The organism is Streptomyces sp. CA-249302 (assembly GCF_050936785.1).
GTDB lineage: Bacteria > Actinomycetota > Actinomycetes > Streptomycetales > Streptomycetaceae > Streptomyces.
The window spans coordinates 10,861,958-10,886,487 of record NZ_JBNJMG010000001.1; the positions used below are offsets into that span (position 1 = coordinate 10,861,958).

At 70.3% G+C, this 24,530-nt stretch carries 10 protein-coding genes and 2 pseudogenes; 10 read left to right on the forward strand and 2 right to left on the reverse strand.

All coding sequences use genetic code 11. From position 1 onward, the window contains the following. Positions 1–1,369 precede the first annotated feature (1,369 nt). The 7 genes and pseudogenes from ACQEWB_RS49190 to ACQEWB_RS49220 all read left to right on the forward strand — a co-directional run. Positions 1,370–1,561, forward strand: a pseudogene (locus tag ACQEWB_RS49190) (Gfo/Idh/MocA family oxidoreductase); the annotation flags it as partial. 136 nt (positions 1,562–1,697) lie between these two features. Next, entirely contained in the window at positions 1,698–2,087 is a 390-nt protein-coding gene (locus ACQEWB_RS49195; RefSeq protein ID WP_432843396.1) for a Gfo/Idh/MocA family protein, read from the forward strand. Positions 2,088–2,804: 717 nt separating this feature from the next. After that, on the forward strand, positions 2,805–4,697 hold the full coding sequence (locus ACQEWB_RS49200) for a sensor histidine kinase (protein WP_432843398.1): 1,893 nt from the start codon (positions 2,805–2,807) through the stop codon (positions 4,695–4,697). Positions 4,698–4,705: 8 nt separating this feature from the next. Further along, positions 4,706–5,122 (forward strand): roadblock/LC7 domain-containing protein, encoded by a 417-nt coding sequence (locus tag ACQEWB_RS49205; RefSeq protein ID WP_432843400.1) that lies wholly within the window; start codon positions 4,706–4,708, stop codon positions 5,120–5,122. Positions 5,123–5,819: 697 nt separating this feature from the next. Next, positions 5,820–6,068 (forward strand): annotated as a pseudogene (locus tag ACQEWB_RS49210) (WD40 repeat domain-containing protein); the annotation flags it as partial. Between the two features lie 5 nt (positions 6,069–6,073). Further along, on the forward strand, positions 6,074–6,862 hold the full coding sequence (locus ACQEWB_RS49215) for a WD40 repeat domain-containing protein (RefSeq protein WP_432843402.1): 789 nt from the start codon (positions 6,074–6,076) through the stop codon (positions 6,860–6,862). Further along, positions 6,763–7,335: a WD40 repeat domain-containing protein gene (locus ACQEWB_RS49220; protein WP_432844403.1), complete on the forward strand. Its 573-nt coding sequence runs from the start codon at positions 6,763–6,765 to the stop codon at positions 7,333–7,335. Before ACQEWB_RS49215 ends, ACQEWB_RS49220 begins: the two co-directional genes overlap by 100 nt. A 220-nt stretch (positions 7,336–7,555) precedes the next feature. Here the strand turns inward: ACQEWB_RS49220 and ACQEWB_RS49225 are convergent, their stop codons facing one another. After that, positions 7,556–12,832, reverse strand: a complete 5,277-nt coding sequence (locus ACQEWB_RS49225) for a hypothetical protein (protein WP_432843404.1) — start codon at positions 12,830–12,832, stop codon at positions 7,556–7,558. Between the two features lie 79 nt (positions 12,833–12,911). Beyond that, complete coding sequence (locus tag ACQEWB_RS49230) at positions 12,912–20,258, reverse strand: SpvB/TcaC N-terminal domain-containing protein (protein WP_432843406.1); 7,347 nt, start codon at positions 20,256–20,258, stop codon at positions 12,912–12,914. 901 nt (positions 20,259–21,159) lie between these two features. On the opposite strand from ACQEWB_RS49230, the gene ACQEWB_RS49235 reads away from it, so the two are divergent. Genes ACQEWB_RS49235 through ACQEWB_RS49245 form a run of 3 tightly spaced genes read left to right on the forward strand, consistent with a single transcriptional unit; the run spans position 21,160 to position 24,530 of the window. Then, complete coding sequence (locus ACQEWB_RS49235; protein WP_432843408.1) at positions 21,160–21,633, forward strand: RICIN domain-containing protein; 474 nt, start codon at positions 21,160–21,162, stop codon at positions 21,631–21,633. 28 nt (positions 21,634–21,661) lie between these two features. Beyond that, the gene (locus tag ACQEWB_RS49240; protein WP_432843410.1) at positions 21,662–23,893 is read left to right on the forward strand and encodes a glycoside hydrolase domain-containing protein; all 2,232 of its coding nucleotides are present in this window, start codon (positions 21,662–21,664) and stop codon (positions 23,891–23,893) included. Positions 23,894–23,906: 13 nt separating this feature from the next. Next, entirely contained in the window at positions 23,907–24,530 is a 624-nt protein-coding gene (locus ACQEWB_RS49245) for a hypothetical protein (protein ID WP_432843412.1), read from the forward strand.

The following is a 24,530-nucleotide window of genomic DNA, read 5'->3' on the forward strand; positions in this document are numbered from 1 at the left end:
GCCGAGTTGGAGAGGTTTTCCTGCGGATGAGCGGATGATTCGGCCGGGCTCAGGCGTGGCGCCGGATGCAGGACCGCGTCCGGAGCCTGCTGGGCCCGGTCGGGCGCAAGAGCAGTCGCCAGTCGGTCTGGGCGCCGGTCACAACTGTGCCTACAGGCTGCGGCATCTGCTCTCGCGCAGCGGATGGGACCCGGACGAACCGCGGGGCGACGTTCTGGAGTACGTGGCTGAGCGGCTCGGCGCCCCAGACGACGTTCCCGGTGGGCGATGCCGGCGGATCTCCCTCCATGAAGCCCGGCTCACGCCTTCTTGCGCAGCTGGCACGAGCACCGAGTATTCACCGATTTCCACGACCGGCCGCACGGCCGGGTGCGTGAGCACGAAAGCCGGCAGACCGGGCCGGGATCATCGACGCGCAGTCGGTGCGTGCCGCCGCGACGGTGCCGGCCGCCTCACGCGGCTACGACGGCGGGAAGAGGGCGCCGGGCGGCGAGTGGCACATGGTCCAAGGCCGGTGAGTCGCGAGTCTTAGGAGCCGACGGCGGGCGGTGGTGAGGAGTGGGATCGAGGGGGAGAACCGTTGCAGTCGAAGACGGTGGGCCCCGTCTGCGGTTTCCGCCGGTCAGGGCGAGCATCGGCAGCCATGCGGGGAGTTCGGGAGCGATCTGGACGATCTGCAGCAGGATAGGCCTCCTGGCGGAGTCGTGCTTTCCTCGGGATCTTCGGGACGGCTTGCAGGTGGCGTCGGTGATGGTCCCTGCAACGGAGTACGACAGCCGACGAGCCGCCCGTCGGGCCTGGAGAGCCGGTCGAGGAGGCGTGTGCCGCCGCCGGAGTCGGTCCGCGTCAGCGTCTGGCGTTCCCGCCGCAGTCCTTTCGCGAGTTGGGCCAGGTCCGGCCTGGCGGTATCGATGCGGTCGGCGGTGTCGGAGTCCGCGTTGCCGAGCCGCAGCAGGGCGGCCACAGGGTCCCCGGACCCGCCCTGGCCCGGCTGTGAACGGAGATTGCGACGAGGGGATGATGACGGAAGGTCATCTTCCAGGTCGCGGCGGCATCCCATTTCTCGGAATGCGCGAGCACGTGCACGCCGTCGATGTCCACGACCACGTGCCTGCGGGCGGCCGGAGCAGGGTCCACAGCCCACACCCAGGCACGCGTCCGTATTTTGTAATGTACGGGCCTGTTGTTCCAGGCCAGGAGCATTTATCGCATTGGCGATCGGGCCTCTGGCAGGCCGCCCCGGGAATGCTCGAAGTTAGCAGTACGGACCATCTAAGTTAAGTCTTGACGACGAGGTAGGGGCAATCCATGATTCGGGCTACAAGACGCTTAAATCGCTCTAAAGGAAGTTCTCATGGGTATCGCCCTGATGGGATGCGGGCGCATCGGGCGTGTTCACGCCGAGTTGATTGCCCTGCACCAGAAGGCCGAACTCGTTCGGATCTGCGACCCTGCGGAGATCGCCGCGCGGGAGGTGGCCGCCCTGTTCGGCGGCATCCCGGGTTCCGGCACGGACGTGGCGCTCACGGATCCGGAGGCGGATGTGGTGGCCGTCGCCTCGCCGACACCGGCCCACGTCGACCTCCTCACCCGCGCGATAGAGACGGGCAAGGCCGTGCTGTACTGCCGTGCCGGTATCGGTGCCTCCGCTTCCCGGGTCATGGTCGGGTTCAACCGCTGCTTCCAATCCTCCTTGTGTGCGGCGCACGACCGCGTGGCGGGCTGTGCCCGGCCGGCTGGAGCAGCTGATCGTCATCATCCGGGACCCCGCATCCGCCCCGGCCGAATACCTGCGGACTCCCGTTGGTCTGTTCCGGGACATGACCACCCACGACCCGGACATGGCACGCTTCTTGCTCGTCGAGGTCGTCGAGGTCTCGGCGGTGGGCAGCAGTCTGGTCGCCGCCTGCATCCCGGCCCCCGGCGCTGTCGGCGGGGCATTGGTCACGCTGCGCGGGGCGGACGGCGCGCCGGCGCACATCACCCACGGCCGCCGCTGCACCTCCGGCTACGACCGGCGCCTGGAGGCTCTCGGCGCACTCGGCACGCTTTCGGTGGGCAACCTGCCCCCCGACGGCGCCCGTTGATTCAGCGCGGAGGGCACCGAAGGTGCCTCGCCCCACCTGAGCTTCTTCCTCGATCCTTACACCTCCGCCTCCCGCGCCGAACTCGCCCACTTCATCCACGCGATCACCAGCGGGGTCGCGCCCCAGCCCGACTTCGACGACGGTCGTGCCAATCTCGGGCCGGCCTACGTGACCGGGGAGAGCCTGCACACCGGACGCATGGTGAAGGTCGACCCGGCGACGCGCGGGGAACCGCGACGACAGCGGTTCGCCCGGGGCTCCTCTCCGTTGCGGGGAGCGGCAGGGAGATGGCCACAGCACTGAAGTGCCCGCGGCGTGCGGACCTGGTCGCGGTCGGTGGCCGTGCCGTTCTCGGCCCCGTGTGCATTCGGCTGCTTGTCTCGATGCCCGCCGAGTGGACGATCAAGGGCCTCAGTGCAGGCACGCGCGTGCTGTTCGAGAACCCCTTCGCCCTCAACCAGATGTACCGCCACCGCCCCCAGGCCCTCCTCATACGCACATTCGTCGCGGACGGCGCGATCGGCCGCCTCGCGTACATCCGCGCCGCACTGACGGTCTCTTCCCTCGGCGACATCCGGCGCAACCGCTCCTGCCCTGACAGACAGGGCGACAAGAACAGGAAGTCCCTGCATGCCCGGAATCGTTCGGTCTTTCCTCCGCCGTGGAACAGCGCTGCCCCTGCGCGATGTCGTGAGCTGGCACACCATCCGTGGGCGTATGACGGTCATCCTCGCCGTCCCCACCTGTCTCCTGCTGGTCCTGCTCGGAACGGCGGGAGCACAGCAGATCCAGGCATACAGTGACGCGCGCGACACCAAGTCGCAGATCGCAGTGACCCTCCGTATCCAGGGGCTGGTGCATCGCCTGCAGGAGGAGCGCACCTTCACCGAGGGCCTGATCGGCGGTGAGAAGAGTTACCGGGCACAGATGGGCGACGCACGCGAAAAGGCCGATGTCTTCCGCCGTGAGCTGAGCGACGAACCGGTGGTGGCCAAGATCCTGGGCAGTGCGGACCGGTTGGCCTCGGTCCGCGCGTCCGTTGATTCCGGTTTCGCCGACAAGAAGGAGACCCACACGTACTACACCAAGTTGATCAGCGCCCTGAACGCCGCGGACCCCACGAAAGACACGGCCACACGGAGCGATGATCAGTTGCGCAAAGATCTGGACGCGCTGCAGGCCCTCGGCGAGGCGAAGGAGGCAGGTGGCCAGGAGGGCAGCCTGCTCAGCGGTGTTCTGGCGGCGGGTGCATTCCGTGCAACCAGTTACCCGGATTTCATGCAGGCGCGAGCGACCCGTCTCTCGGCCATGGCCCGCTTCTACGGGAGTGCCACTCCCTCCCAGCGTGACGCCGTCCTGAAGATGTTCTCCTCCGCGGTGGCCAAGCGCGTCGACACCATCGAGAACGCGGCTCTGATGGCTTTCGACGGGGACAGAATTCCGTACACCGCCACGGAATTCTCCCGCAACATGGTCCGCGTCGACAGCACGATGTACGACGCGCAGCGGAGGGTCGACGCGGACGCGCAGGCCCGGGCCAACTCCCTCAGTGACGATGCCGCCGCCACCTTGACCGGGTACCTCGTCCTCGGTCTGGTGGTCATCGCCGCCCTCAGCGCGGCCGCTGTTCTCGCCGGCCGTTCCATCACCAGGCCCCTCAACGCGCTGGCCCGCGAGGCCGACGACGTTGCCCAGCGCCGCCTGCCGGAGACCGTGGCCCGCATCCAGGGTGGCGAGTTGACCCAGGACGAAGAGGGTGACCGGCCCGCCGACAGCGCGCAGGAGATCTCCCGTGTCGTCACGGCCCTGCACAACGTCGAGCGCACGGCCGTCGGTCTGGCCGCCGAGCAGGCCGTGCTGCGCCGCAACACCTCCGAGTCCCTGGCCAGCCTCGGCCGCCGTAACCAGGGACTCGTGCGCCGGCAGCTGGCCCTCATCACGGCCCTCGAACAGCAGGAACTCGATCCCGAGGCGCTCGCCGAGCTGTTCGAACTCGACCACCTCGCCACTCGTATGCGCCGCAACGCCGAGAGCCTGCTGGTCCTCGTCGACGAACGCAGCCCGCAGATCGGGAGTGTGACCGCCAGCAGCCGCGAACTCGTGCAGTCCGCCGTCGGCGAGGTGGAACAGTACAGGCGAGTCGTTCTGGCCGAGATCGAGCCCCGTCGAATCAGCGGGCGAGCCGTCGCCGAGCTGTCCCACCTGCTCGCCGAACTGATCGAGAACGCCCTCACGTTCTCACCGCCGGAGCAGGCCGTGGACGTCTACGGCTGGAAGGACGGCGAGGACTACTGCATCGCCGTCGTCGATCACGGCGTCGGCATGTCCTCCGAGGACCTGGCCCGCGCCAATGCCCGTATCGCCGGAAAGGAAGCATTCCTCGTCGCTCCCACCCGATTCCTTGGCCACTACGTGGTGGGCCGCCTTGCCCATCGTCTCGGTGTCGAGGTCCTGCTCTCGGACACCCCTGCCGGGGGTGTGTCCGTGCTCGTCACCCTCCCTGCCCAGATCCTCGCCCCTGACGAGGCGCCGTCGCCTGATCGGCGGAAGTACGTCTCATCCATGCTCAACGGCTTCCGCGCAGGCGTTGCGCGTGCCGAAGCCAGATAGGAACACCAGTGACCTCCGCACATCAGAACTTCGCCTGGCTCGTCTCCGACTTCGTCCGCTCCACCGATGGCGTGAACCACGCCGTCGCAGTCTCCTCCGACGGCCTTCTCATCGCGGCGTCGGAGGGCCTCGGCCGCGACAATGCCGACCATCTTGCCGCCCTGGTGTCCGGCATCGTGTCCCTGACCCAGAACGCCGCCGACGCCTACGGCTACCGCGGTATGAAACTCGTCATGATCGAGATGGTCGACGGGTTCATGATGGTCAACCACATACGGCACGGCTCCTGCCTGGGCGTCCTCGCGGCGGACGGCTGCGACGTCGGTCTGGTCGGCTACGAGATGGCCGTCCTCGCCGATCGCGCCGGCGCGCTGCTCACCCCGCAGCTCATCGGTCAACTCCATTCGGCCCAGCACACACGTTGACGGCGACGTCGGGGCCTGGGGACCGTGCCGTGGTCCCCAGGCCCCGGCGTGTCCGTGGTGAACGGAGTCCCCACCACGCTAGCCTTCGTGCGCGCGCGTGACGCCGGTGCCGGCCGGCTTCGAGGAGCATGTCGGCAGCCAGCCGATCGCGGCGGACGGTCCGCCGCCGTGACCGTCAATTCGTGAATGCTGGCTACGGCGACTGAAACCGGGTCCCGGCGCGCATTCCGTGAAGGCGATCATGTTCCGTACGCCCGTGACGCTGGGCCACGTTGCCGGGATCCTGGCTGACGTGTGAGGACTTGACCGGGAGGCTGTTTCCGCATCTGGAAGCGGTACCGGTGGAGCAAGTGACGCGGTACGCGCCGAACGGCTCAACACCCGCAGTGAGCTGGAGCGTTGGGCCGCCGACTGGCGGTCCTCGGGACGCAGCCCCGACTACCTCCTCACCGGGGACAGACTCGCCCTGGCCCGACGGTGGCTGTCCGCGCGGGAGCCCGCGGGAGAAGCGACCCCGGACATGCGGGGACTGGTCACAGCCTGCCGCAGTCGGGACCGGGCTTTCCTGCACCAGGTCTCCGAATCGGTCGGCCGGTACGTCCTGACCAACACCGAACGGGACCCGGAACTGGGCACCCTCCTCGCGGCGACGGTCCTCGCCGAGTGCCCACCCACCGCCACGGCCGTACGTGCCCTGATGGCCGCGCTCACGCACAACCACACGCAGGCCGATCTCACCGGCCACACGGCGGGTGTACGTGCCATAGCGTGGTCGCCCGACGGGACATCGATCGCGACGGGGTCACTCGACGGGACCGCCCGCATCTTGAACGCCGTGCCGGGCGCGCCCGCCACGCTGCTGACCGGCCACACGTCGGGGGTCGGCGGCGTGCACGGGTCGCCGGACTCGCGGCGCGTGGCCACCGCGTCACGCGACCGGACGGTGCGGGTGTGGGATGCCGTCTCCGGACAGGCCGTCACCGTACTGACCGCATTCACAACACGGTCCGGGACGTCGCCTGGTCTCCCGACGGCCCCCGGCTCGCGGCCTGCTCGCGCGATCGATGCATCCGGCTCTTCGGCACGGCGAGCTGGCAGCAGGCGGCGGAGCTGTCCGGCCGCCGCAACGAGATCTACCGGCTCGCCTGGTTCCCGGACGGCACGCGACTCGTCTCCGCCGCGTACGACCGGACCTGCATCGTCTGGGACATGGAGACCGGACGCCCGCAACAGGTTCTTGAACGCTCCAACAACCACGCCACGCCCGTCTCCTGGACACCGGACGGCAAGTGTCTGGTCAGCGCGGTGGATCACCGGATCAGGGTCCTGGACTCCAGGACCGGACAGGTGAGGCAGACGTTCCCGGAGTCGAACGAGCTGGTCACCGATCTGTGCTGCTCGCCTCGCGGCGGCAGTTTCGTCGTCTCCTCACGCGGGCCCGAGGTCCAGGTGCGCTCCCTCGATGGCGGCGGTGAACTCGTCCGTCTGCGCGGCCACACCAACCGCGTACAGGCCTCGCCTGGCCCCCGGACGGAGCTCGCCTCGCCATCGCCGAACGCGACAAGGATGCCACCGTGCTGGACGTCGCGACCGGCACAGATCTCGGACAGTACGGAGAGCACTCCCAGTGAGTCTGCGCGCTGGCGTGGTCACCGACCGGGACGATGCCGGCGACCGGTTCGGACGACCACACGGCGCAAATCTGGGATGTGCCGGATCACCGTCTCCTGCACCGTCTGACAGGCCATCAGAGCCGAGTCGACGCGGTGGCCTGGTCCCCCGACTGTTCCTGGCTCGCCACCAGTTCCGGCGACTGGACCATACGCATCTGGGACGCCGCGACGGGTACGCTCCGGCACATCCTGAAGGGGCATGAGGCCCGTGTCCACGGGCTCGCTTGGTCGCCGGACGGCAGCCGTATCGCCGCTGGCCCGGACGACCGCACGGTCCGTCTGTGGAATCCGTTGGACGGCGGCCAGAACAGGGTGATCGGCATCCATCGCGACCGATGCTCCCCTGTCGCCTGGCTTCCCGACAGCCGTCGGGTGGACTCCGCCTCCGAGGACCGCACCATCCGGGTCTGGGCCGCCGAGGGAGACATCACCGCGCTCCTGCCGGCGGCTCGTGAACGCATCTTCCGCTCGCTGACAGCGGAAGAGCGCCGCGCCCACCCGCTTCCCGAGACCGGCACCGTGTCCACGGGTAGCGGGTGAGACAGAGCATGGCCATGGGGTTTCTCCGCCGCAGGTGCGGGTGTCCGACGGCAGCTGCGCCTGTTGAGCTAGACACCGGACCTAGGCCGTTCGCCACAAGCATCGAGATCGCCCCGCTGTTCGCCTCCGGCAGCGTCGACGACGCCGACCACGTCATGACATTCCTTGAGCACGATGGAGAGGTCCCCTCCGAGGCCGGACCGGAGGGGACCGGGTCTGCTCAGGGTGTCCAGGTGGGGGCCTGGCCGGTCCAGCCGATGACGAGGACGATGTCGTCGAGGGCGCCGGAGGCGAACAGCGGGGCGGAGTCGCTTCCGAAGGTGAGCTGCCAGGTTCCGGCGGGACTGGGACCGCACAGGGGGATCCAGGCGGTCGCGTTGCCGCGTCTGGTGCTGGCGATGCCGTTCGTGGCGGTGGCCGTGCCTCCGGTCTGGCCGTGGGTGAGGGTGACGGTCGTGTCGGGCACCGGGGCGCCGCTGGAGAGGTGCACGGTCACGGCGGCGGTGGACAGGGAGTCGATCCCCAGCGGGAAGTCGATGTCCCGCAAGGGGACGGTCACCGAACGGGCCTTGGGATCGGCGGGGTTGTTGAGGTCGTACCACTGGTCGGGGAAGTCACGGGCCAGGCTGAACACGCAGTCCGCGCCACGGCTGCGGTCGGCGTTGAGCCGGGTGAGCTGCTGTCTGCGGTGGGTGTCGTCGTACGCCGCGGTGTAGTCGATGGTCAGCAGTACGTCGGCGATGCTGGAGAAGTCGAACGGGTTGGCCGCGGGCGGGAGTTGGAACTCCCAGGAGGTGTCCACGCCGCTGGACTCGAACGGCAGCAGCAGGTCCGACTGGACGTCGAGCTCGAACACCCCGCCGGCGTTGACCGGCGAGGTGAGCGCCACCACCCCCGGATCGGAGCGGACCGTCACGTCCTGGAAGGTGCCGTCCGAGCCGGTGGTCACCCGGGAGATGCCGTTGGAGTACAGGGTCGCGCGGATGCCCCGGTCGGGCGGTACGAGCGCGACGAGGCTGGTGCGCACCTGGCGGATCAGCCGCAGGTAGTGGCCGGGGAAGTCGGCGTCGAACAGGGACATCGGCGTGGCGAAGGCGAGTGTTCCGGTGCGCCGGAACTCCAGGAACTCCACCGGCATCAGCCGGGCCAGCGAGAACGTCTGCGACAGATTCAGGCGTCGCCGCGCCGAGTTGAAGGAGTAGTCGTCGAGCCGGGCCAGGTCGGCGGTGAGCTGTTCCGCGCCGGTCAGGCCCTGCCGGTCGGCCTGGGCGGTGTTCGCCGTCAGCTCCGCCGGCGACTGCCAGTAGTCGTTGCGGATCACGGTCTGTGCCGGTTCGGCCCGCTCGAAGGCCAGTTGGGCCTGGGCCAGCCGGGCGGTGGCGGTGGCCTGCTGGAGGAAGTACCGGTACACGCCGCCCAGGGTGTTGCTCATCCACAGGTACAGGTCGGCGTTGGTGAACTGCTCGCCCAGGAACTTCAGCGTGGCCACGGCCTGGTCGTGCTGCAGCGTGGCGACGGCCTGCTCCTGGACGGCGATCGTGACCTGGTCGCGGGCCGTGGTGACCTGGGCGGCGGCGATCAGTGAATCCTGCTGCGCGGAGACCTGCTGCAGTCGCCATTCGTCCTTGCGCTGCTCGATGCCGGCCCGCAGCTGGTTGGCCTGCATCTGCGCTTCGAGGGAGTTCTGCTGCAGCTCGAAGGCGCCCCTGGCGACGGTCGCCACCTCGATGCCCACGGCAAGCGCCGCCTTCGCGCCGCCGCTCTCGAGGAGCCCGAAGAGGCTGGCCGCCGTGGAGGCCGCCTGGGCCACTCCGATCGCGGTGTTCGCCTCCGATATGTGGTCCTTGATGTCGCGCATGTCGGCATAGTTGTCGAGCAGTCTCTGCTCGTACTGGCTCGGCGGCGCGTCGATGGCCGCCGCGTAGGACGTGACCATCGTGTCCGCCTTGGTCCGCTGCGCCGTTGCGGCGAGGACGGCGTCGGCGGCCTCCCGTACCCGGCTCGTCGCAACGCCGACCTGCGCGGCCGTGATGTCGATGCCCTTGACCGCGTCGTACAGGCGCAGGCTCCGGTCGTCGTACTTCTCCAGCGCGGCGAGGAAACCGGCCTCCATCTGGGCGGCCTGGGCGGCGAGTTGCCTGGCCCGTTCGAGGAGGGTCTTGAACCGGTAGGGGGTGGGCTGGACGACCGTCGCGGCCTCGGTACCCTGCGCGCGGGGCAGGCCCGCGATGTTCCGCCCCTGCCGGATCTTGGCGAGCTGCACCTCCGCCCGGTTGCGCAGCACGTCCAGGTCGGGGATGGGCAGGGCGGGTTCACCGGCGTTCAGCGGCAGCTGCGGTTGCAGCGCGGGGTTCTGGAGCAGGCGGCGCGCGGTGACGTAGAGGGTGCGGGCGTGCGCCACCGACTCGTCCGTCTCCCGGGTGAACTGGGCGTCGCCGTAGTCGAGATGGCATCTGATCACGGACAACAGGGTGTACCGGGTGTAGGGCGCGGGGCGCTTGGCGACGAGCGCGAAGGGGTCCAGCGCGGTCGTCCAGCCGGGCGGGAAACTGAGGTCGGGGCGGACGACCTTCTCGGTGTTGATCCGGTCGTAGAGCGACACCGGCTTCCCGGCGTCGTAGACGTCGTACGAGTACATCAGCCGGTACCAGTCGAGCGCGGCCTGGTAGTCGCCGGACGCCTGCAGCCGCTGGGCGAGCAGCATGGGTACGGTCCAGAAGATCTGCGTGTTGTCCGGTTCCGGCGGGCGCTGCGCGGTCCACAGAGCCGCGTCGAAGTAGCCGAAGGTCCTGTTCATCGCCTTGAGGTAGTCCTTCGCCGCCTGCGCGGCCACGGAGCCGTTGAAGACACCCGCGCCGCGAACGGTCTCGAAGAGGGCGTGCAGCGGCCCGTCGGCCGGGACGAGCAGGGCGGGGTCGAGATGGCGCTCGGGGAACAGGAACGCCAGGGTGGCCGCCTGCCAGCTCTCCTTCTCGCCCATCCACGTCCACGCGCCGCTGAACGAGGCGCCGCCCAGGATCCAGGCCGCCGCGGGATGGTTGGCCGGCAGCTCGCCGGAGCGCTTCGCCGACAGCAGGGACTGGATGCTCTCGACGGCCTGCCGGATGCGGGTGGTGCGCAGTGCGCCGCCGGCCAGGACGTCGATGAAGAACCGCGCCGACATCTCCTCGCCGATGTTGCCCGTGGTGGAGGGGGCGAGGTCGGCCAGGAGGGCGTCGCGCAGGATGGGCAGGGCGGCCTGCTCGGCCGACGCGACGGCCTGGTCGTTGGCGTCGATCAGGTCCTGGCGCTGGGTGATACGGGTGCGCAACGTGGCCTGCCAGTCCGTGCGGGCACGCGGGTCCACACGATAGGGGCTGACCGTGGGCCCGGCGGCGGTGGTGAGCACGAAGAAGTCGGGGGAGAGCACGAACGTGGACTCCTGTGCCCGCCAGCCCGCGTAGAGCGTCTCCTTGTGTGCGCCGACGAGCACGGACATCGCGTCGCCCCACTCGGCCGTCGTGACGGTCCCGGTGGCCGCGAGCCTGCTCAGTTTCCGCAGAAGGAGGAACCCGCTGCGGGTGAGCCCCGCCGCGGCGAGGGCGGCGCTGATGTCCTCGCCCTGTCCGTCCCTGGTCTCCAGGGCCGCGAGGTCGACGCCGGGCAGCGCCAGGTTCTGCATCGCCGCGAGGCCGGCCGCGGGGTTGGCTGCCTTCGTCCGGGCGTCGTTGAGCTGCGCCAGGTAGAGGGTGAGCAGCAGGGTCCGGGAGCCGAGCAGCGTACGGACGCGGTCGCCGCTCGGGCCGGGCACGATGTCGGTGGCGGCGATCACGTCGGGGTCGGCGAGCACCCGGTAGGCCGGTGGCACGGCCGGGTGCTGGTCCTGCTCGGCCCAGGTCAGCGCGAGGGCGGTCTGCCGCCACGTCAGCAGCCAGGGCGTCGACGGCACCCGCAGCGGGTCGGCGCCGGTGGTCGCCTGCAGCCCGAAGACGGTCTCCAGCACCGACTCGGCCGGACCCGTGGCATCCAGCAGCAACAGGTCCAGCTCGTCGGGCGAGGTCGCCGACAGCCGGATGCCCAGCCGCGCAGCGAGTGCCTGCCGGGAAGCCGGGTCGGCGCCCCTGGCCAGGCGCAGTTCGGTGTACGAGGTTCCGGCGGCGGCGAGCAGGGCCGTGTACGCGGCGATGCGATAGGCCCGGTCCCCGTTCGCGCCCGGCGTGGTGGAGGTGTTCGTGGCGGCGATGTGGGACCGGAGCACCTCGATGGGCACCCGCAACTGGTTGATGTCGCGGTTCCCCTGGTCGAGGGCGGCCGACAGCGGCTGGCTCAACCGGTCGACGGGCTGCAGCAGGGCGCCGACCAGGGTGTGGGTGTCCAGCGGCGTCGGCGGGGTCCCCGGTAACGTCACCTGCTCCTGGGCGAACGACAGCAACGCTGCCAGGTACTCACGGTCGTTGAGTCGTTCGTCCAGCGTCTTCGGGGTGTACGAGCTGATCACCGTCACCGGGACGGTCTGCGGGGACGCCATCGTGTTGCCTGCGGAGTCGGTCGCCCACACGTAGATCGTGTGCGCGCCGAACCCGGCCGGGGTCAGCGGCACCGAGGCGGTCCAGTTCCTGAAGTCCCCGGTGGCCGCCGGGGTGGCCACCGTCCTGGTCCCGGTGGGTGTCAGGGCCCAGGCGACCGAGGCGCTGCCGCCGACCATGCCGCTCTGGGGGTCCGTCGCCGTGCCGTGCATGGCGACGGTCGCCGCGCCCGTGTCGTCGCCCGGGATGTTGCCGTTCTGCGGCGGATAGTCGACCTGCACGTGGGCCGGTGAGACGTCCTTGCAGGTCACCGAGGTGGTCTTGGTCGAGCCGACTCCGTCGGGATCCGCGACGGTCACCCAGATGGTCCGCGTGCCCAGTGGCATCGGGGCGAGGTGGATCGTCGTCTGGAACTGGGTGCTGCCGAGGGGTATCTGCCCGGTCGTCACCCTGTCGTCCCAGGTGACGTTGACGCTGAGCGGGAGGTACTGGTCGCTCGTCGTGGTGACCTGGACGGTGACGTCCTTACCGGCCTCGTCCAGGTTGACGGTGGTGCCGGCCGCGGGTGCCGCCACCGTGAACGCGGGCGGCCCGGCCGCGTAGACCCGCACGCTCATCGGGTCCGACGAGTAGACGGCCCCGTCGGTGGTCACGGCGGACGCAACCAGCGTGTGTGTGCCGGGGGTCTGGAAGGTCACCGCCTCGGTGCCGCCGCCTCCCCGGTGGTCGGAGAGGACCTGCACACCGTCGATGCTGATCCTGGTCTCCTGGAAGGTGACCATCGGCTCGTCGTTCCAACTGAGGTCCCCGGACAGCCACACCCAGTGCGTGCCCCGGTTGGCGTTCACGGTGACCGCGGTCGCGACTCCCGCCACCACGCGGGCGGTGATCGGGGCGATGGTCACCGACGGGAAGACTTCCGGGGGTGCTTTGGGGATCGTCTGGGTCGCCGCTGTCGCACCGCTCAGGGCTGGGGATTCGTTGACGGTCACGAGAATTCCAATCCGGTCATGGGGCTTCTTCTTCGGCTACTGGCGGTCGCGCCGGACGGGCAGGACAGGACCTGCGAATTCATCGCGGTCGGGTGAGGCGAACCTGAGGAACCGGGGTGAGGTTGCTCGTATCGGCCCCCGGCGGCAGCGGCTCCACCGCGATGGGCGGTGGACCCGGCACGCCCGGAGGGTTGCCGCCTCCGACCCCACGGAGCACATCCAGGTACCGGGAGTCCGCTGCCACGGATGCCTTGGGCGACAGCAACTGGTCGACCGGGATCCGGCCCAGCGGCTGGCGAGTGACGGAGTGGACCGCCTCGACGGAGGGGATGCCCAGTTCTCGATGGGCCACCGATCTGCGGACGCCTTCACCGATCTGGAAGCGTGGAGACTGCGGTGGCTCGGCGCGGGGCGCCTTGGGGGCCGGGGCGGCGGGCTCGGGCGGCTTGGACTTGAGGAACGTCGGCTCAGCGGGTGGCCCGGCCGGAGGCCTGCCCCCAGGACCCGGATTCCCCCCGCCTGTTCCCGTGGGCCTCGTTCCGGTGCCCGGCCGGGGCGGCGCGGACGGGGGTCCGAGCGGCCGACCGGTCTGCCACATCGCATAGCCCTGTGCAGCCATGTGAGCGAGGCCGGCGGCCGCCACCACGTTCTCCTCGAACTGCTGGGCCGAAGGACCGGCAAGTGTGCCCAACGCCGTGGGCGCAGGCGCGCCTTGTACCGTCTGAACCGCCCCCGAGCCGGCCACGTCGGCGCCCATCACCATCAGCGGGCCGCCGGCGATGCAGCCGACCCCTGTCTCGCACAGCGCCGCTCCGGCGACGAAGGCGCCCGCGCCGGCCACCACCTTGGCGGCGCCCGCCGCTCTGGGGGCGATCTCCTCCTTGGCGAACTCCAGCGGGGCCCATTCCCGTGGATCCCAGGTGAACTCCCAGTCCGTGCCGCGTGGGTCCGTCCGGTTGACCGGATCACCACCGCACATCTGGTATTGGTTGACACCTCCGGCCGCGCCTGTCGGATCGCATGAGGCCCAACGCGCCGTCCACGGAACGTAGTAGCGCGCGCCGTGATGGGCGAGCCCACTTTCCTCGTCGCGCTCCTGCCCGGTGAACCGGTACCGCTTGCGGGCGTAACTGCCGAAGCTGGTCTCGCCGTACGGGGTGTACTCCTCACGGTTGACGAGGGTGCCTGCGGCGTCGAGCACGGCCGTGCTGCTGCCGAGGTGGTCGGGCAGATGGTAGGCGGTGGCGGGGCCGCGGTCGTCCGGGTGGGCCGGACCGAAACGGACCAGGGCGACGCGCTGGTGCTCGTCCATCACGTGAACGTGGTTGTTCTGGGCGGCACTCGGGGTCCCGGTCGCCCAGCGGTGGTGCTCGAACGTCTCGTCCAGGTAGTGCGTGACCTCCACGGCCCCGCCCTGCCGCCGGACCAGCTTCTTCACCCGCTCGCCGGTCGTCGCGTACAGGTACTGGGCGTGCACGGAAGGCTCGGCCCCCGCGGTCTGGGTGGCGAACGCCGTCAGCCGGTCCGCGTGGTCCCACCCGAAGTGCCGGGACGTGGTCTCGGACAGCATGTTGCCGTTGGGGTCGAAGGCGTAGTCGTATGCCGTGTTCCCCACGGTCGTCCGCTGGAGCCGGTTGCTGCCCGTGGCGACGGTGTGGGCGCGGGTGAAGCCTCCGGTGCCGGCGTGGGAGAGGGCGAGGAGGTTCCCGGCCGGGTCGTAGCCGTACGTCTCGGTGTACGCCTGGGTCTGCGTCACGTCGGTGCCGCGCGGCAGGCCGGGCCAGGGGTCACCGGCGGCGGGCGCCTGGTGCTCGCGCCCGGTGGCGGACAGCAGCCGGTACGCCGGGTCGTAGGCGAACCTGCGGTTGAGCGCGTCGCCGCTGCCGAGCAGCCCCCGCAGCACGGGATCGGTCGTCGAGAGGGCCTCGGGGTTGCCCGGGATGCCGCTGCCGGGCGCGCGGTCGCGGACAGCGAGGATGTTCCCGACGAGGTCGTAGTCGTAGCCGTGGTCCTGCACCGCGCCCCCGGACGGGTGGTACGTCGGCCCGTCGGCGAGCGTGTAGGGCTCACTGCGTGCCCTGGTCGGTCGGAAGGTGTGCGGATCGTACGCGTACCTGGTCATGATGCCGTTGCCGTAGGCGATCAGCGTCCGCTGGCCCTTGGCGTCGTGGGCGATCCGCTGCACGAGGACGGCACCGTCCAGGCTGACCGCCTCCAGTGCCCCGGCCCGGTTGTAGCCGGGCCGCACCTCGCGGCGGCGGCCTTCGACATCGGCCGGCAGCAGCCGCGACACGACCCGGCCCAGCGCGTCGTAGCGCGTCGTCGTGAGGTAGCCGGCCGGTTCCAGCAGTACGGCGTCCCGCGCTGCCTGGTCCTGGCCCGCGGCCGGCGTCCAGTCGACCTGGAACGGCGCCACCCGCCAGCCGTTCGCCGCCGCGGACGTGTAGGTCGCGAGGATCGGGGCGTCGGCGATCACCCTGCGGGCGGATTCCAGCACGCCGCCCTTGAAGTCGATCGCGGTGACGGTGGCCAGGCCCGCCTCGTCGTGGTGGCGTACCACTCTGCCGAGCAGGTTCGCCGCGCGGGCCGCGGCACGGTCGGCGGCGGCCTGGGCGGGCGTGCCGCCGTCGCCGTACTCGACGATCTGCCTCAGTGTCACCGCCCTCGACGCGTCGTCCCGGGCCCAGACGCGGGCCGGCCGGTGCAGCGGGTCGAAGGTGCCGAGCGTCAACGCGCCTTTGGCGTCCCGGGATTCGACGGGGCCGCCGAGCGCGTCGGGCACGGTGTCGCGCCGGCCTGCGTCGATACCGTCGGTCCGCCAGCATCGCCCGGCCAGGTCGTGTGTGTAGGCGAAGGCGATCCGGCCCAGCGGGTCGGTGACCGAGACGAGGTTGTCCTGGATGTCGTAGGCCGAGACCGTGGTCAGCCGGTCCTCGACGGTGGTTCCGTTGCGGACGATCGCGCGTACTGTGCGGCCGAGCGCGTCGAATTCGGTGCTCGCGGGGGTGTTCCAGTGGCCCTGGAAGGCGGTGCCGGTGTCCGGGTGGGTACGGCCGGCGTTGTCATTGGGGTCGTAGGTGTACGACTCCCACGGGGTCGGCGCGTACCGGTCGGGGTCGGTCAGGTCGGCGGGGACGCCGAGGACGACGCGCTGCTCCGCGCCGTCCGGCCGGACCGTCCGGAGGGCTCGTCCGCGCGGGTCGTAGAACGTGCTGGTCCGCTGCCCGAGTTGGGTTTCGAGTGCCGGCGCGTAGGCGTAGCCGGTGGAGAAGAACGGCTCGTACTTCCGCACGACCCGGCCCTTGTTGTCGTAGATCTGCCAGCCGGAGACGATCACGTTGTCCGGATCGGACGGGCCTCGGGTGCGCCCCGTGGTGTCGCCGACCGATGCGAGATCCCCGGCCGGTATGAGGCCGCCGCCGAACACCGGGTCGCCGAACAGCGTGTCCTCGGCCTGTCCGCGGGACTGCAGCACCCGGTTGAACCCGTCGGTGAACTCCACCGAGACGATCACCTCGTCCCGCCGGTCGGCCGGGACGCCGGTGTCGGTGTCGTGGTGCACCCGCTCGACGCTGCGCACGGACACGGGCTCGCCGCGCTCGGCGAACGCCAGCAGGTCGTACGACATCAGGGTGCTCGGCGCGGATAGGTCGCCCTCACCGTTCTTGCCCCGCACGAAGTGGGCGGTGACCAGCCCGGAAGGGGAGAAGGCCACCTCGGCGGTGTTGCCGTTCTGGTCGGTCACCACGCGGGCCCGCAACACCCGGTAGTCGTAGACGGCGGCCATCTCCAGCCCCGCCGGGTCGACCGCGCGTACCGGCAGCAGATCGTGCCGGTCGTACTCGATCCGGCTCTCGGCGCCCAGCGGGTCCAGTGACGAGACCGGCAGCCCGCGCGGCACCCTTCCGGCGACGTGGACGTCGTAGCGGTGGCGGGCGCTGATCACGTAGTAGCCGCCGGGCGATCCGGGTAAGTCGGTGTCGGTGTAGTGGGTGTGGCCGGCCAGCGGCGGCAGCAGGCGCTGGAACTCCGGCGGGTATTCGGCCGGCCAGGAGGCAGCCCCGCCCGGCACGAGGTACGGGGGCCGGGGGTCGCCCGGGGGGTGGAGCGCGTCGAGGAAGGCGTCGGTGAACGCGAGCGATTCGGTGCGGGTCGCCAGGCCGTACTCGCCGAGCGTGCCGAGCGGCAGTCCGACGTAGGCGTCGCCGTCGTAGAACGTCCGGGTGTGGCCGATCACGCGCAGGGAGATGCCGTCCCCGGCGGCCTGCCCCGCGAGGACCGCGGCACGTAGGTCGGGTACGGACGGTCGGCCGTCGTTGACGACCTCGTAGCCGCTCGTCCGCGCGACACGGTCGACCAGGTAGTGGCCGGCGTCGTCGCGGCGGGCGTACTCGGTGGTCGTGAAGGTGGCCAGGTACGGCTCGGGGAATGCCCCCGGCGGGGCCGTGGCCAGCGGGTCCCGGCCCCGGGGCACCGCGACGGCGAGTTGTCCGGTCGAGAGGCCGTAGACGTCGTAACCGGTGGGGAAGTCGAACTGCGTCATGGGTTCGGCGCCGCGTTCCCACTGCGTGGTCCGGGTGCCGAGGGAGAACGGGAAGAAGATCCGTTCCCGGCGCGGGTCCTCGGCAGTGGTCGGCGCGGACTCCTCGCGCATCCCCGAGAGCGTCTCGGTCACGGTGTACGGGAGGGCCGCGCGGGCGGTGTCGTCGAGGGCGTACAGCTCCGTGCGCAGCACCTGCCCGCGCAGCGTGCGCAGTGCGGCCCGGCGGGCGTCGCGCGGCAGGGCGGCCAGGAACGCGTCCTGTGCGGCCGGACGGGACAGCATCGGCGCGTCGCCGGTCCAGTACTCGTGCCGCAGGTCGAGTTCGGTCCAGTCGCCGGCCTCGGCGGTGGCGACCGGCCCGGGATGGAACCAGCTCTTGGTCAGCGTGGGCGGCGAGTAGTGCTCGGGCGGCACCGCGCCGGGTCCGGTGGGCGCGGCGCCGAAGGTCTCCGTGTCGAGGTGCTCGACCATCGCGAAGCCGCGGAACTCCCGCTCCACGCCGTCCCAGTAGCCATGGTGATAGCGGTACTCGGTGCTGAGTCGGCCGCCCGAGATCCGGTCGTCGACCTCGACCTTCGTCACCACCTGCACGGGAAACGGCAGCGTGGTCCGCCAGCGGGTCGCGGGATCGGCCTGGTCCCGCAGGTACTCCCGGGTCGAGGGCGTGTACGTCACCCGGGTGACCGCACCGAGGTTGTTGTCCATGCCGGTGAGCAGGTACGGCTTGGTGGAGCCGGTGATGTCGAGGAACCGCAGGCTCGACCCGCCGCGTCCCGGGCCGCCCGCCGCACGGCTGAACAGCAGCCCGGCCATGCCGGTGCCGTACAGGTCGGACAGCTGGACCGAGTCCGAGTCGACGAGATCGGGGGTGCCGTGGACGGTGACCGGCTCGGCGGTCCAGGCGTTGCCCGACCGGTTGCCCCACAGCGACACCCGGCCGCGCTCGACGTACACCAGGTCGGCGATGCCGTCGCCGTCCACGTCGCCGAGCAGCACCCGGCGTGGGTCGTACCCGTCGGGCAGCCGCGGCGAGTCGCGCATCGTCACCCGCGCGCCCCAGCGGTTGTAGCCGAGGTTCGGCCAGTACGAGATGTTGCCGTTGCGCAGCAGCACGAGATCCTGGAGGCCGTCGCCGGTCATGTCCGCGAGCCGCACCCGGGGATCCGACAGGTCGACGCCGGGCCCGCTGCCGTTGCTCACCGCGGTGACCTGCCAGGCCAGTTGCGGATCCCGGTCGTTGAACCAGGCCTCGAGGCGGCTGCCTGAACGCAGTACGTCCGTGAGCCCGTCACCGTCGAGATCGACCAGCTTCACGTGCGGGTCGGCCAGGCTCACGCTCGGTGCCTGCCGGTAGGGCCGGAAGGAATGCCGTGACCAGCCGCCCGCGAACGTCATCGGGAAATACCCTGTCGGGCCGCCGCCCCTGGCGACGCGGGCGCCAGGCGTGGCGGCGGGGGAGACGACCAGGTCGGGACGTCCGTCGCCGTCCGCGTCCAGGAAGGAGACACCGGACGCCCCGAGCCGGAACGGCGGGGCCTCGGGCAGCGTCCTCGGCAGCTCGAAACGGCCGTTCCCGGCGTTGCGCCAGACCCGTTGCGCGGCGCCGAGCTCCACGACGTCGGGCAGGCCGACGCCGCGGAGGTCGACGAGCGCGTAGGTCGGGTTGTCGAGTGCGGTGGTCGGTAGGCCGGGGCCCGTCACGGGGGCGAAGGCGCGGGTCGCCGGGTCGAAGCCGGTGTAGGTGAACACCAGGGGCGGGAGGGACTCGACGGCAGGAGCGGGTGCTGCGGCGGCCGGGGTGATCGTGAGCTCGGAGGGCGCGGCTTGTGCTGCTGTCGGTGCGAAGGACTCGCCGCCTGACGCGGGCCCGCCGGGGCCGTCCTCCGACACGGGCCCGCCCGACCCGATGCCTCCCGTCCCCGGGGCGTCCGTCGAGTTGTCCGTGGTCCCTTCGTCGATGCCGACGCAGGTCACGTCGGTGAGCAGGGACACGCCGTTGAAGGCGGCCTGGGCGTAGCCGAGGCGGTACTCGCGGGCGACCCGCGCCACCCCGTCGGCCGCGTGCGTGGTCACCCGGATCGTGTCGCAGCGCAGGGACGTCCTGACCTCGAAACCGGCCCGGTAGTCGGAGAACGGGTCGGGGCGCTGGGAGTAGTCGAAGTCCACCGTGACCAGGAACGCCGGGTCGGCCCGGTCGCCGTAGTCCGCGTAGTCGATCCGGGCGAGCAGCGGCTGGTCCCAGACCCGGCCCGGCTCCTGGCCGAGATCGCGCCGATAGGAGTACCTGACCAGGTTGCCGAGGGCATCGGTGGTCTCGGTGATCCGCCAGCCGAAGACATGGCCCGGGGTCCCGGGGGCGGCGACCGCGGCCGGGTCCCGCCAGCCGTCCGGTGCGTCGGCCGGCCGCGGGGTGCCGTACCGGGTGCGTGAGCCGTCCTTGGCGCGGACCTCCCAGTAGTCGCCGGTGGCGTCACTGACGTGCTCGATCCGGGCGAACATGCCCTCGGTGCGCGGGCGGTAGCGCACCCGCCCCGGGTAGCCGCCCTCGACGGCGACCAGGTCCTCCGCGCCCGACAGCACGAACACATCGGCGTCGGTGTAACGGGGCAGACCCCGCGAGGTCTTCCGGGACACGCCGGGCAGGGAGAGCCGCCAGCCGAGTCCGAAGGGTCCGTTTCCGCTCCCGGTGCTGTAGGAGAGCGTCAACTGGGGCTGCAATCCGCCGCGTCCGGCCGGGAGCCCGATCGGCACCGAGAAGTTCCCGGTCCCGGTGAACAGGTCGGGCGAGAATTTCTCCCCCAGCCCGCCCACCGCGCCACCCCCCTTGGGCAACGAGATGACCGACCCGGCCGCGGCGGTGTCGGTGGTGCCCTCAATACCCATGTGCCGTTCCCCCGATTCCGATGATCAGTGCATGGCCCCGCACATTCGTCGGTCTGCGGTGCAGGGGTGCCCGTGAGCAATGTGGTGGGTGAGGAAGGGCCCGTCACGTGTTGTTCCACTGAGCGGACCGAGCCGTACATGCCACGGGCGACAGGGAAGGAGCCCCCGATTCTGTTGCGGAAGACGTGCTTGATCGCACGGAGATACGGCCTGTCTTGGCCAGCCAACGGTGGTGGGGTTGTCTGACGAGCTTGAGGACCCGGAACGTCACCGTGACGGGCACACCGTCCGCGGCCGGCTCTTTCACGAGCAGGCGGATCCTTGCCGAAGGATGCGCCTGCGACAGGTAGGCCGCGCCCGGCGCACGATCTGGTTCTCCTGCTCGGCAGCTTGATCCGCCGGCGTGCCGGTCGGCGGTCACCCGCTCCACTGTCACACCCGGGCCGCGCCTCCTCGCGGCCCGCACGACGTCGTCGCGGAACTCCTTCGGATACGGCATGGTCTCTGCAACATCCCTCCGGGCCGCCGGTCAGCAAGCCAGGTCCGGTGTCGGCTTTTCGTTCAACCAGTCAGCTGGTGCTGGGGAGTTGCTGCCACGACAAGTGCAGCAACTCAACGGACCGCGGAGTGTGGTGAGGAGCTGCTCGACCCCGCCGTCGGCCATCGTGACCAGCCAGGGGGCAGTTCGCGGCGGACCCGACAGTGTCGTCGGCGAGCAGATTGAGCTTGCCCGAAGCCAGGCCGCGCCGCTGGACATCCACTCGGCCGTAGCGCCCCAGCAGGACGACCACTTGTGGCCGCCAACCCCTTTTCGGTTATAGCTGAAACGTTTGGTGCCCGTGGGACCCCGGTCCCAGTCTTGGCGTGCGAGAACCGACCACCAAGACATCCGGGGGATGACATGAAGTTGCTCAAGACGGCCGCGGCGGCGCTGCTCTGCGCGGGCGCACTGGTCACCACGACCGGCAGCGCCGAGGCCGCGCAGGAGTCCCAGGACGGCGGCAGCACCGTCCTGGTCGTGAACACCTTCCAGAGCCTCGGCACGCAGCGCTGCATGGACGACAGTTATGAATACGGGTTCCGTACGTTCCCCTGCAACAGCGGCCGCTACCAGCAGTGGGACGTGCACGTCTTCAACGACGGCACGCGCCGCTTCCAGAACCAGGTCACGGGACGGTGCCTCTACGACGGCCCGGCCGGTTTCAGCGCCCAGTACTGCGACAGCTCCGAGTACGTGAGCTGGTACGTCATCCGCCACCACTCGGTGCGCCTCACCTTCCGCAACCAGTACACCGACGACTGCATCGACGACAGCGACGACAGCGGATTCCGCACCACCGGCTGCAACGGCGGCATCTACCAGGACTGGGTCTGACGCCCCACCACACCGAGAAGAGGCGCACATGGCCGACGAGATGGTGGAGCTCGCGCAGCGGTTCATCAACTCCTACAACGTGTCCGGCATCCCGAAGGTGGAGGTGAACGGGCGCACCAGCTGGTCGGTGATGTACGCGCTGACCCGGGCGCTCCAGTACGAGCTGGGCATCACCTCGCTGTCGGACACCTTCGGTCCGACGACGCTGAGCACGCTCCAGTCCCGGTTCGGACCGCAGATCGACGACCTGACCCGGCACGGCAACGTCTACCGGATCATCCAGTCGGGCCTGTACTGCAAGGGCTACGACGGCGGCGGCATAGACGGCACCTACAACGGCAGGACCGCGGACTCGGTCGCCGAACTCAAGTCCGACATGGGCGTGAGCGGGGCCTGTCCGGGCAGCGGGCTGCAGCCGAAGGTGTTCAAGGCGCTCCTCACGATGGACCCGTACGTGCGGGTGGGCAACGGCACCGAGCAGGTACGCCAGATCCAGCAGTGGCTCAACGGGCGGTACGTCCAGCGACGGGAGTTCTTCATCTGCCCGGCCGACGGGAACTTCTCCCGGGACGTGCAAAAGGCGCTGGTCTTCGCCCTCCAGTACGAGATCGGCATGAGCGACGACGTCGCCAACGGCCGTTTCGGCCCCGGCACTCAGGACGGCATCAGGACGCAGGCGCTGCTCGGCCTCGGCTCGGCCGACGGCGCCAAGCAGTTCGTGCACCTGTTCCAAGCGGCGATGCGGTTCAACGGCTGGGACGTCGCGTTCGACGGCCTCTACTCCGGGGAACTGCTCAGCACCGTCGTGGACTTCCAGCACTTCGCCCAACTGCTGCCCACCACCGGCACCGCGGACTTCCGCACCTGGGCCTCGCTGCTGGTCAGCACCGGTGACCCGAGCCGGCCCGGCACCGCAGCCGACTGCATCACCGAGATCACCCCGGCCCGCGCCCAGGCGCTGCGCGCCGCCGGATACACCACGGTGGGGCGGTACCTGACCAACGCGAACGTCACGAACCCGAAGAACAAGAAGATCCAGCCCGGTGAACTCGCCAACATCGTCGCGGGCGGCCTCTCGGTCTTCCCGATCTACCAGACCAACGGCGGCGATCCGGAGTACTTCAACGCGCAGCAGGGCGCCGCGGACGCCCTGGCGGCCCTGGAGGCGGCCCGCGGGCACGGCTTCCGTGCCGGGACCACCATCTACTTCTCCGTCGACTACGACGCCGTCGACGAGGAGATCACCAGCCGGGTCATCCCGCACTTCCGCGGACTGGCGGGCCGTATGGCCGCCTACGGCAGCGAGTACCGCGTCGGTGTCTACGCGCCCCGCAACATCTGCAGCCGGCTCGCCAAGGCCGGTCTGACGGTGGCCAGTTTCGTGTCGGACATGTCGACCGGCTACAGCGGCAACCTGGGCTTCCCGCTGCCGAAGGACTGGGCCTTCGACCAGATCGCGACGATCACGGTGGGATCGGGCACCGGGTTCATCGAGATCGACAAGGATGTCGCGTCCGGGCGCGACACCGGGCAGACCCAGTTCACGCCACGGGGGCCGGACACCGCGTTGGACGTCCCCTTCGACATGAGCCTGCGAAGTGGCCTGACCTCGGGTCTCGTTGCCTACATCGTGGCCAATGGCCACGACGACTGGTACCGGGCCCGCAGCGCCGAGGAATGCATCGCCAAGGTCCTCGACATGGACGCGCTGATCACAGGTCTCGCCCGCTCCTTCCGGATGCGCAAGTCGCTCATCCAGGCCGTGGTCTTCTGGGAGTACCAGGCCGACTTCACCGACGAGGCCGTGGACGTACTGGTCGACGCCTATTACAACTGGAAGGACGCGCAGGCCGCCTGGGAGCAGAACCCCGTCGGGTCACCGCCCACCCCGCCGACCGTGATCAGGGACGACTCCAGCACGGGCGTCGCCCAGATCTTCGGCAGGACCGCGATCAAGGCCCGTAACCACTGCATCCGCGCGGACGTGATCTCGGCCCCGATCCAGGACACGGAGGACTGGCGGGCACGCCGGGCGGTCTGGGACCAGCTGCGCAACGACGACGACTACAACGTGAGCACCGTCCCGCTGATCCACATCTGGTCCGCTGCCATCGACGGCATCACCGCCGACCGGCTGAGCTACTCCGACGCCGACATCGTCAACGTGCTCTCCTTGTACAACGGCGCGGACGAGTACGGCCGCCGAGCGCGCGACCTCTACAACATCTTCGAGGCCTACAACGCAGTCGTGCGCGGCTGAAGGGGGAACCGGCATGCAGATCAGAGACACGGACAGACCGGGCGGCAGAGGCCTGCCCCGGCGGACCCTGCTGCTCACCGGACTCGCAGGGGCGGTGGCGGCCGGCATCTCCCTGCCCACGGCCACCCCCGCCTCGGCCGCGGCCGGTACCACGAGCGCCAACGGATGGCCCGTCACCACCACCGGCATCAGCACCCTGCCGGTGCCGGGCACCCCGGCCTCCGTCGCGCTGCTGGAGGGAGACGTCTCCACGGTGCTCGTCCACGTCATCCGCAGATTCCACTACGAGGTCGAGGAGGTGGCCCGCCACGAACTCGCCGGTCACCGCCCCGCCGCGGGGCTGACGGGACACACCACCAATTACGCCTCCGGCACGGCCGTCGAGATACGCCCGGCCGCCTACCCCCTGGCCGCGACCGGCGTGCTGTTCCCCCAACAGCTGGCCGTGGTGCGGGACATCGTCCAGGAATGCGGGGGAGTGGTGGCCTGGGGCGGCCGCCTGCGCCGGCCGCACGCGGCGCACTTCCAGATCGCCGTACGCCCCGGTGACCCCCGGCTCCGCGGCCTCGCCCTGCGGATCAAGGGGTGGAGCCAGGCTCCGGGGCAGGGCGCGGGAGTGTTCACCCTGGGTGCCTGA

What these genes read in the sequence shown, in the direction of transcription:
- ACQEWB_RS49200 (WP_432843398.1), top strand. Translation starts at nt 2,805, where the DNA reads ATGACGGTCATCCTCGCCGTCCCCACCTGTCTCCTGCTGGTCCTGCTC.
- ACQEWB_RS49230 (WP_432843406.1), bottom strand. Translation starts at nt 20,258, where the DNA reads ATGGGTATTGAGGGCACCACCGACACCGCCGCGGCCGGGTCGGTCATC.
- ACQEWB_RS49235 (WP_432843408.1), top strand. Translation starts at nt 21,160, where the DNA reads ATGAAGTTGCTCAAGACGGCCGCGGCGGCGCTGCTCTGCGCGGGCGCA.
- ACQEWB_RS49240 (WP_432843410.1), top strand. Translation starts at nt 21,662, where the DNA reads ATGGCCGACGAGATGGTGGAGCTCGCGCAGCGGTTCATCAACTCCTAC.
- ACQEWB_RS49245 (WP_432843412.1), top strand. Translation starts at nt 23,907, where the DNA reads ATGCAGATCAGAGACACGGACAGACCGGGCGGCAGAGGCCTGCCCCGG.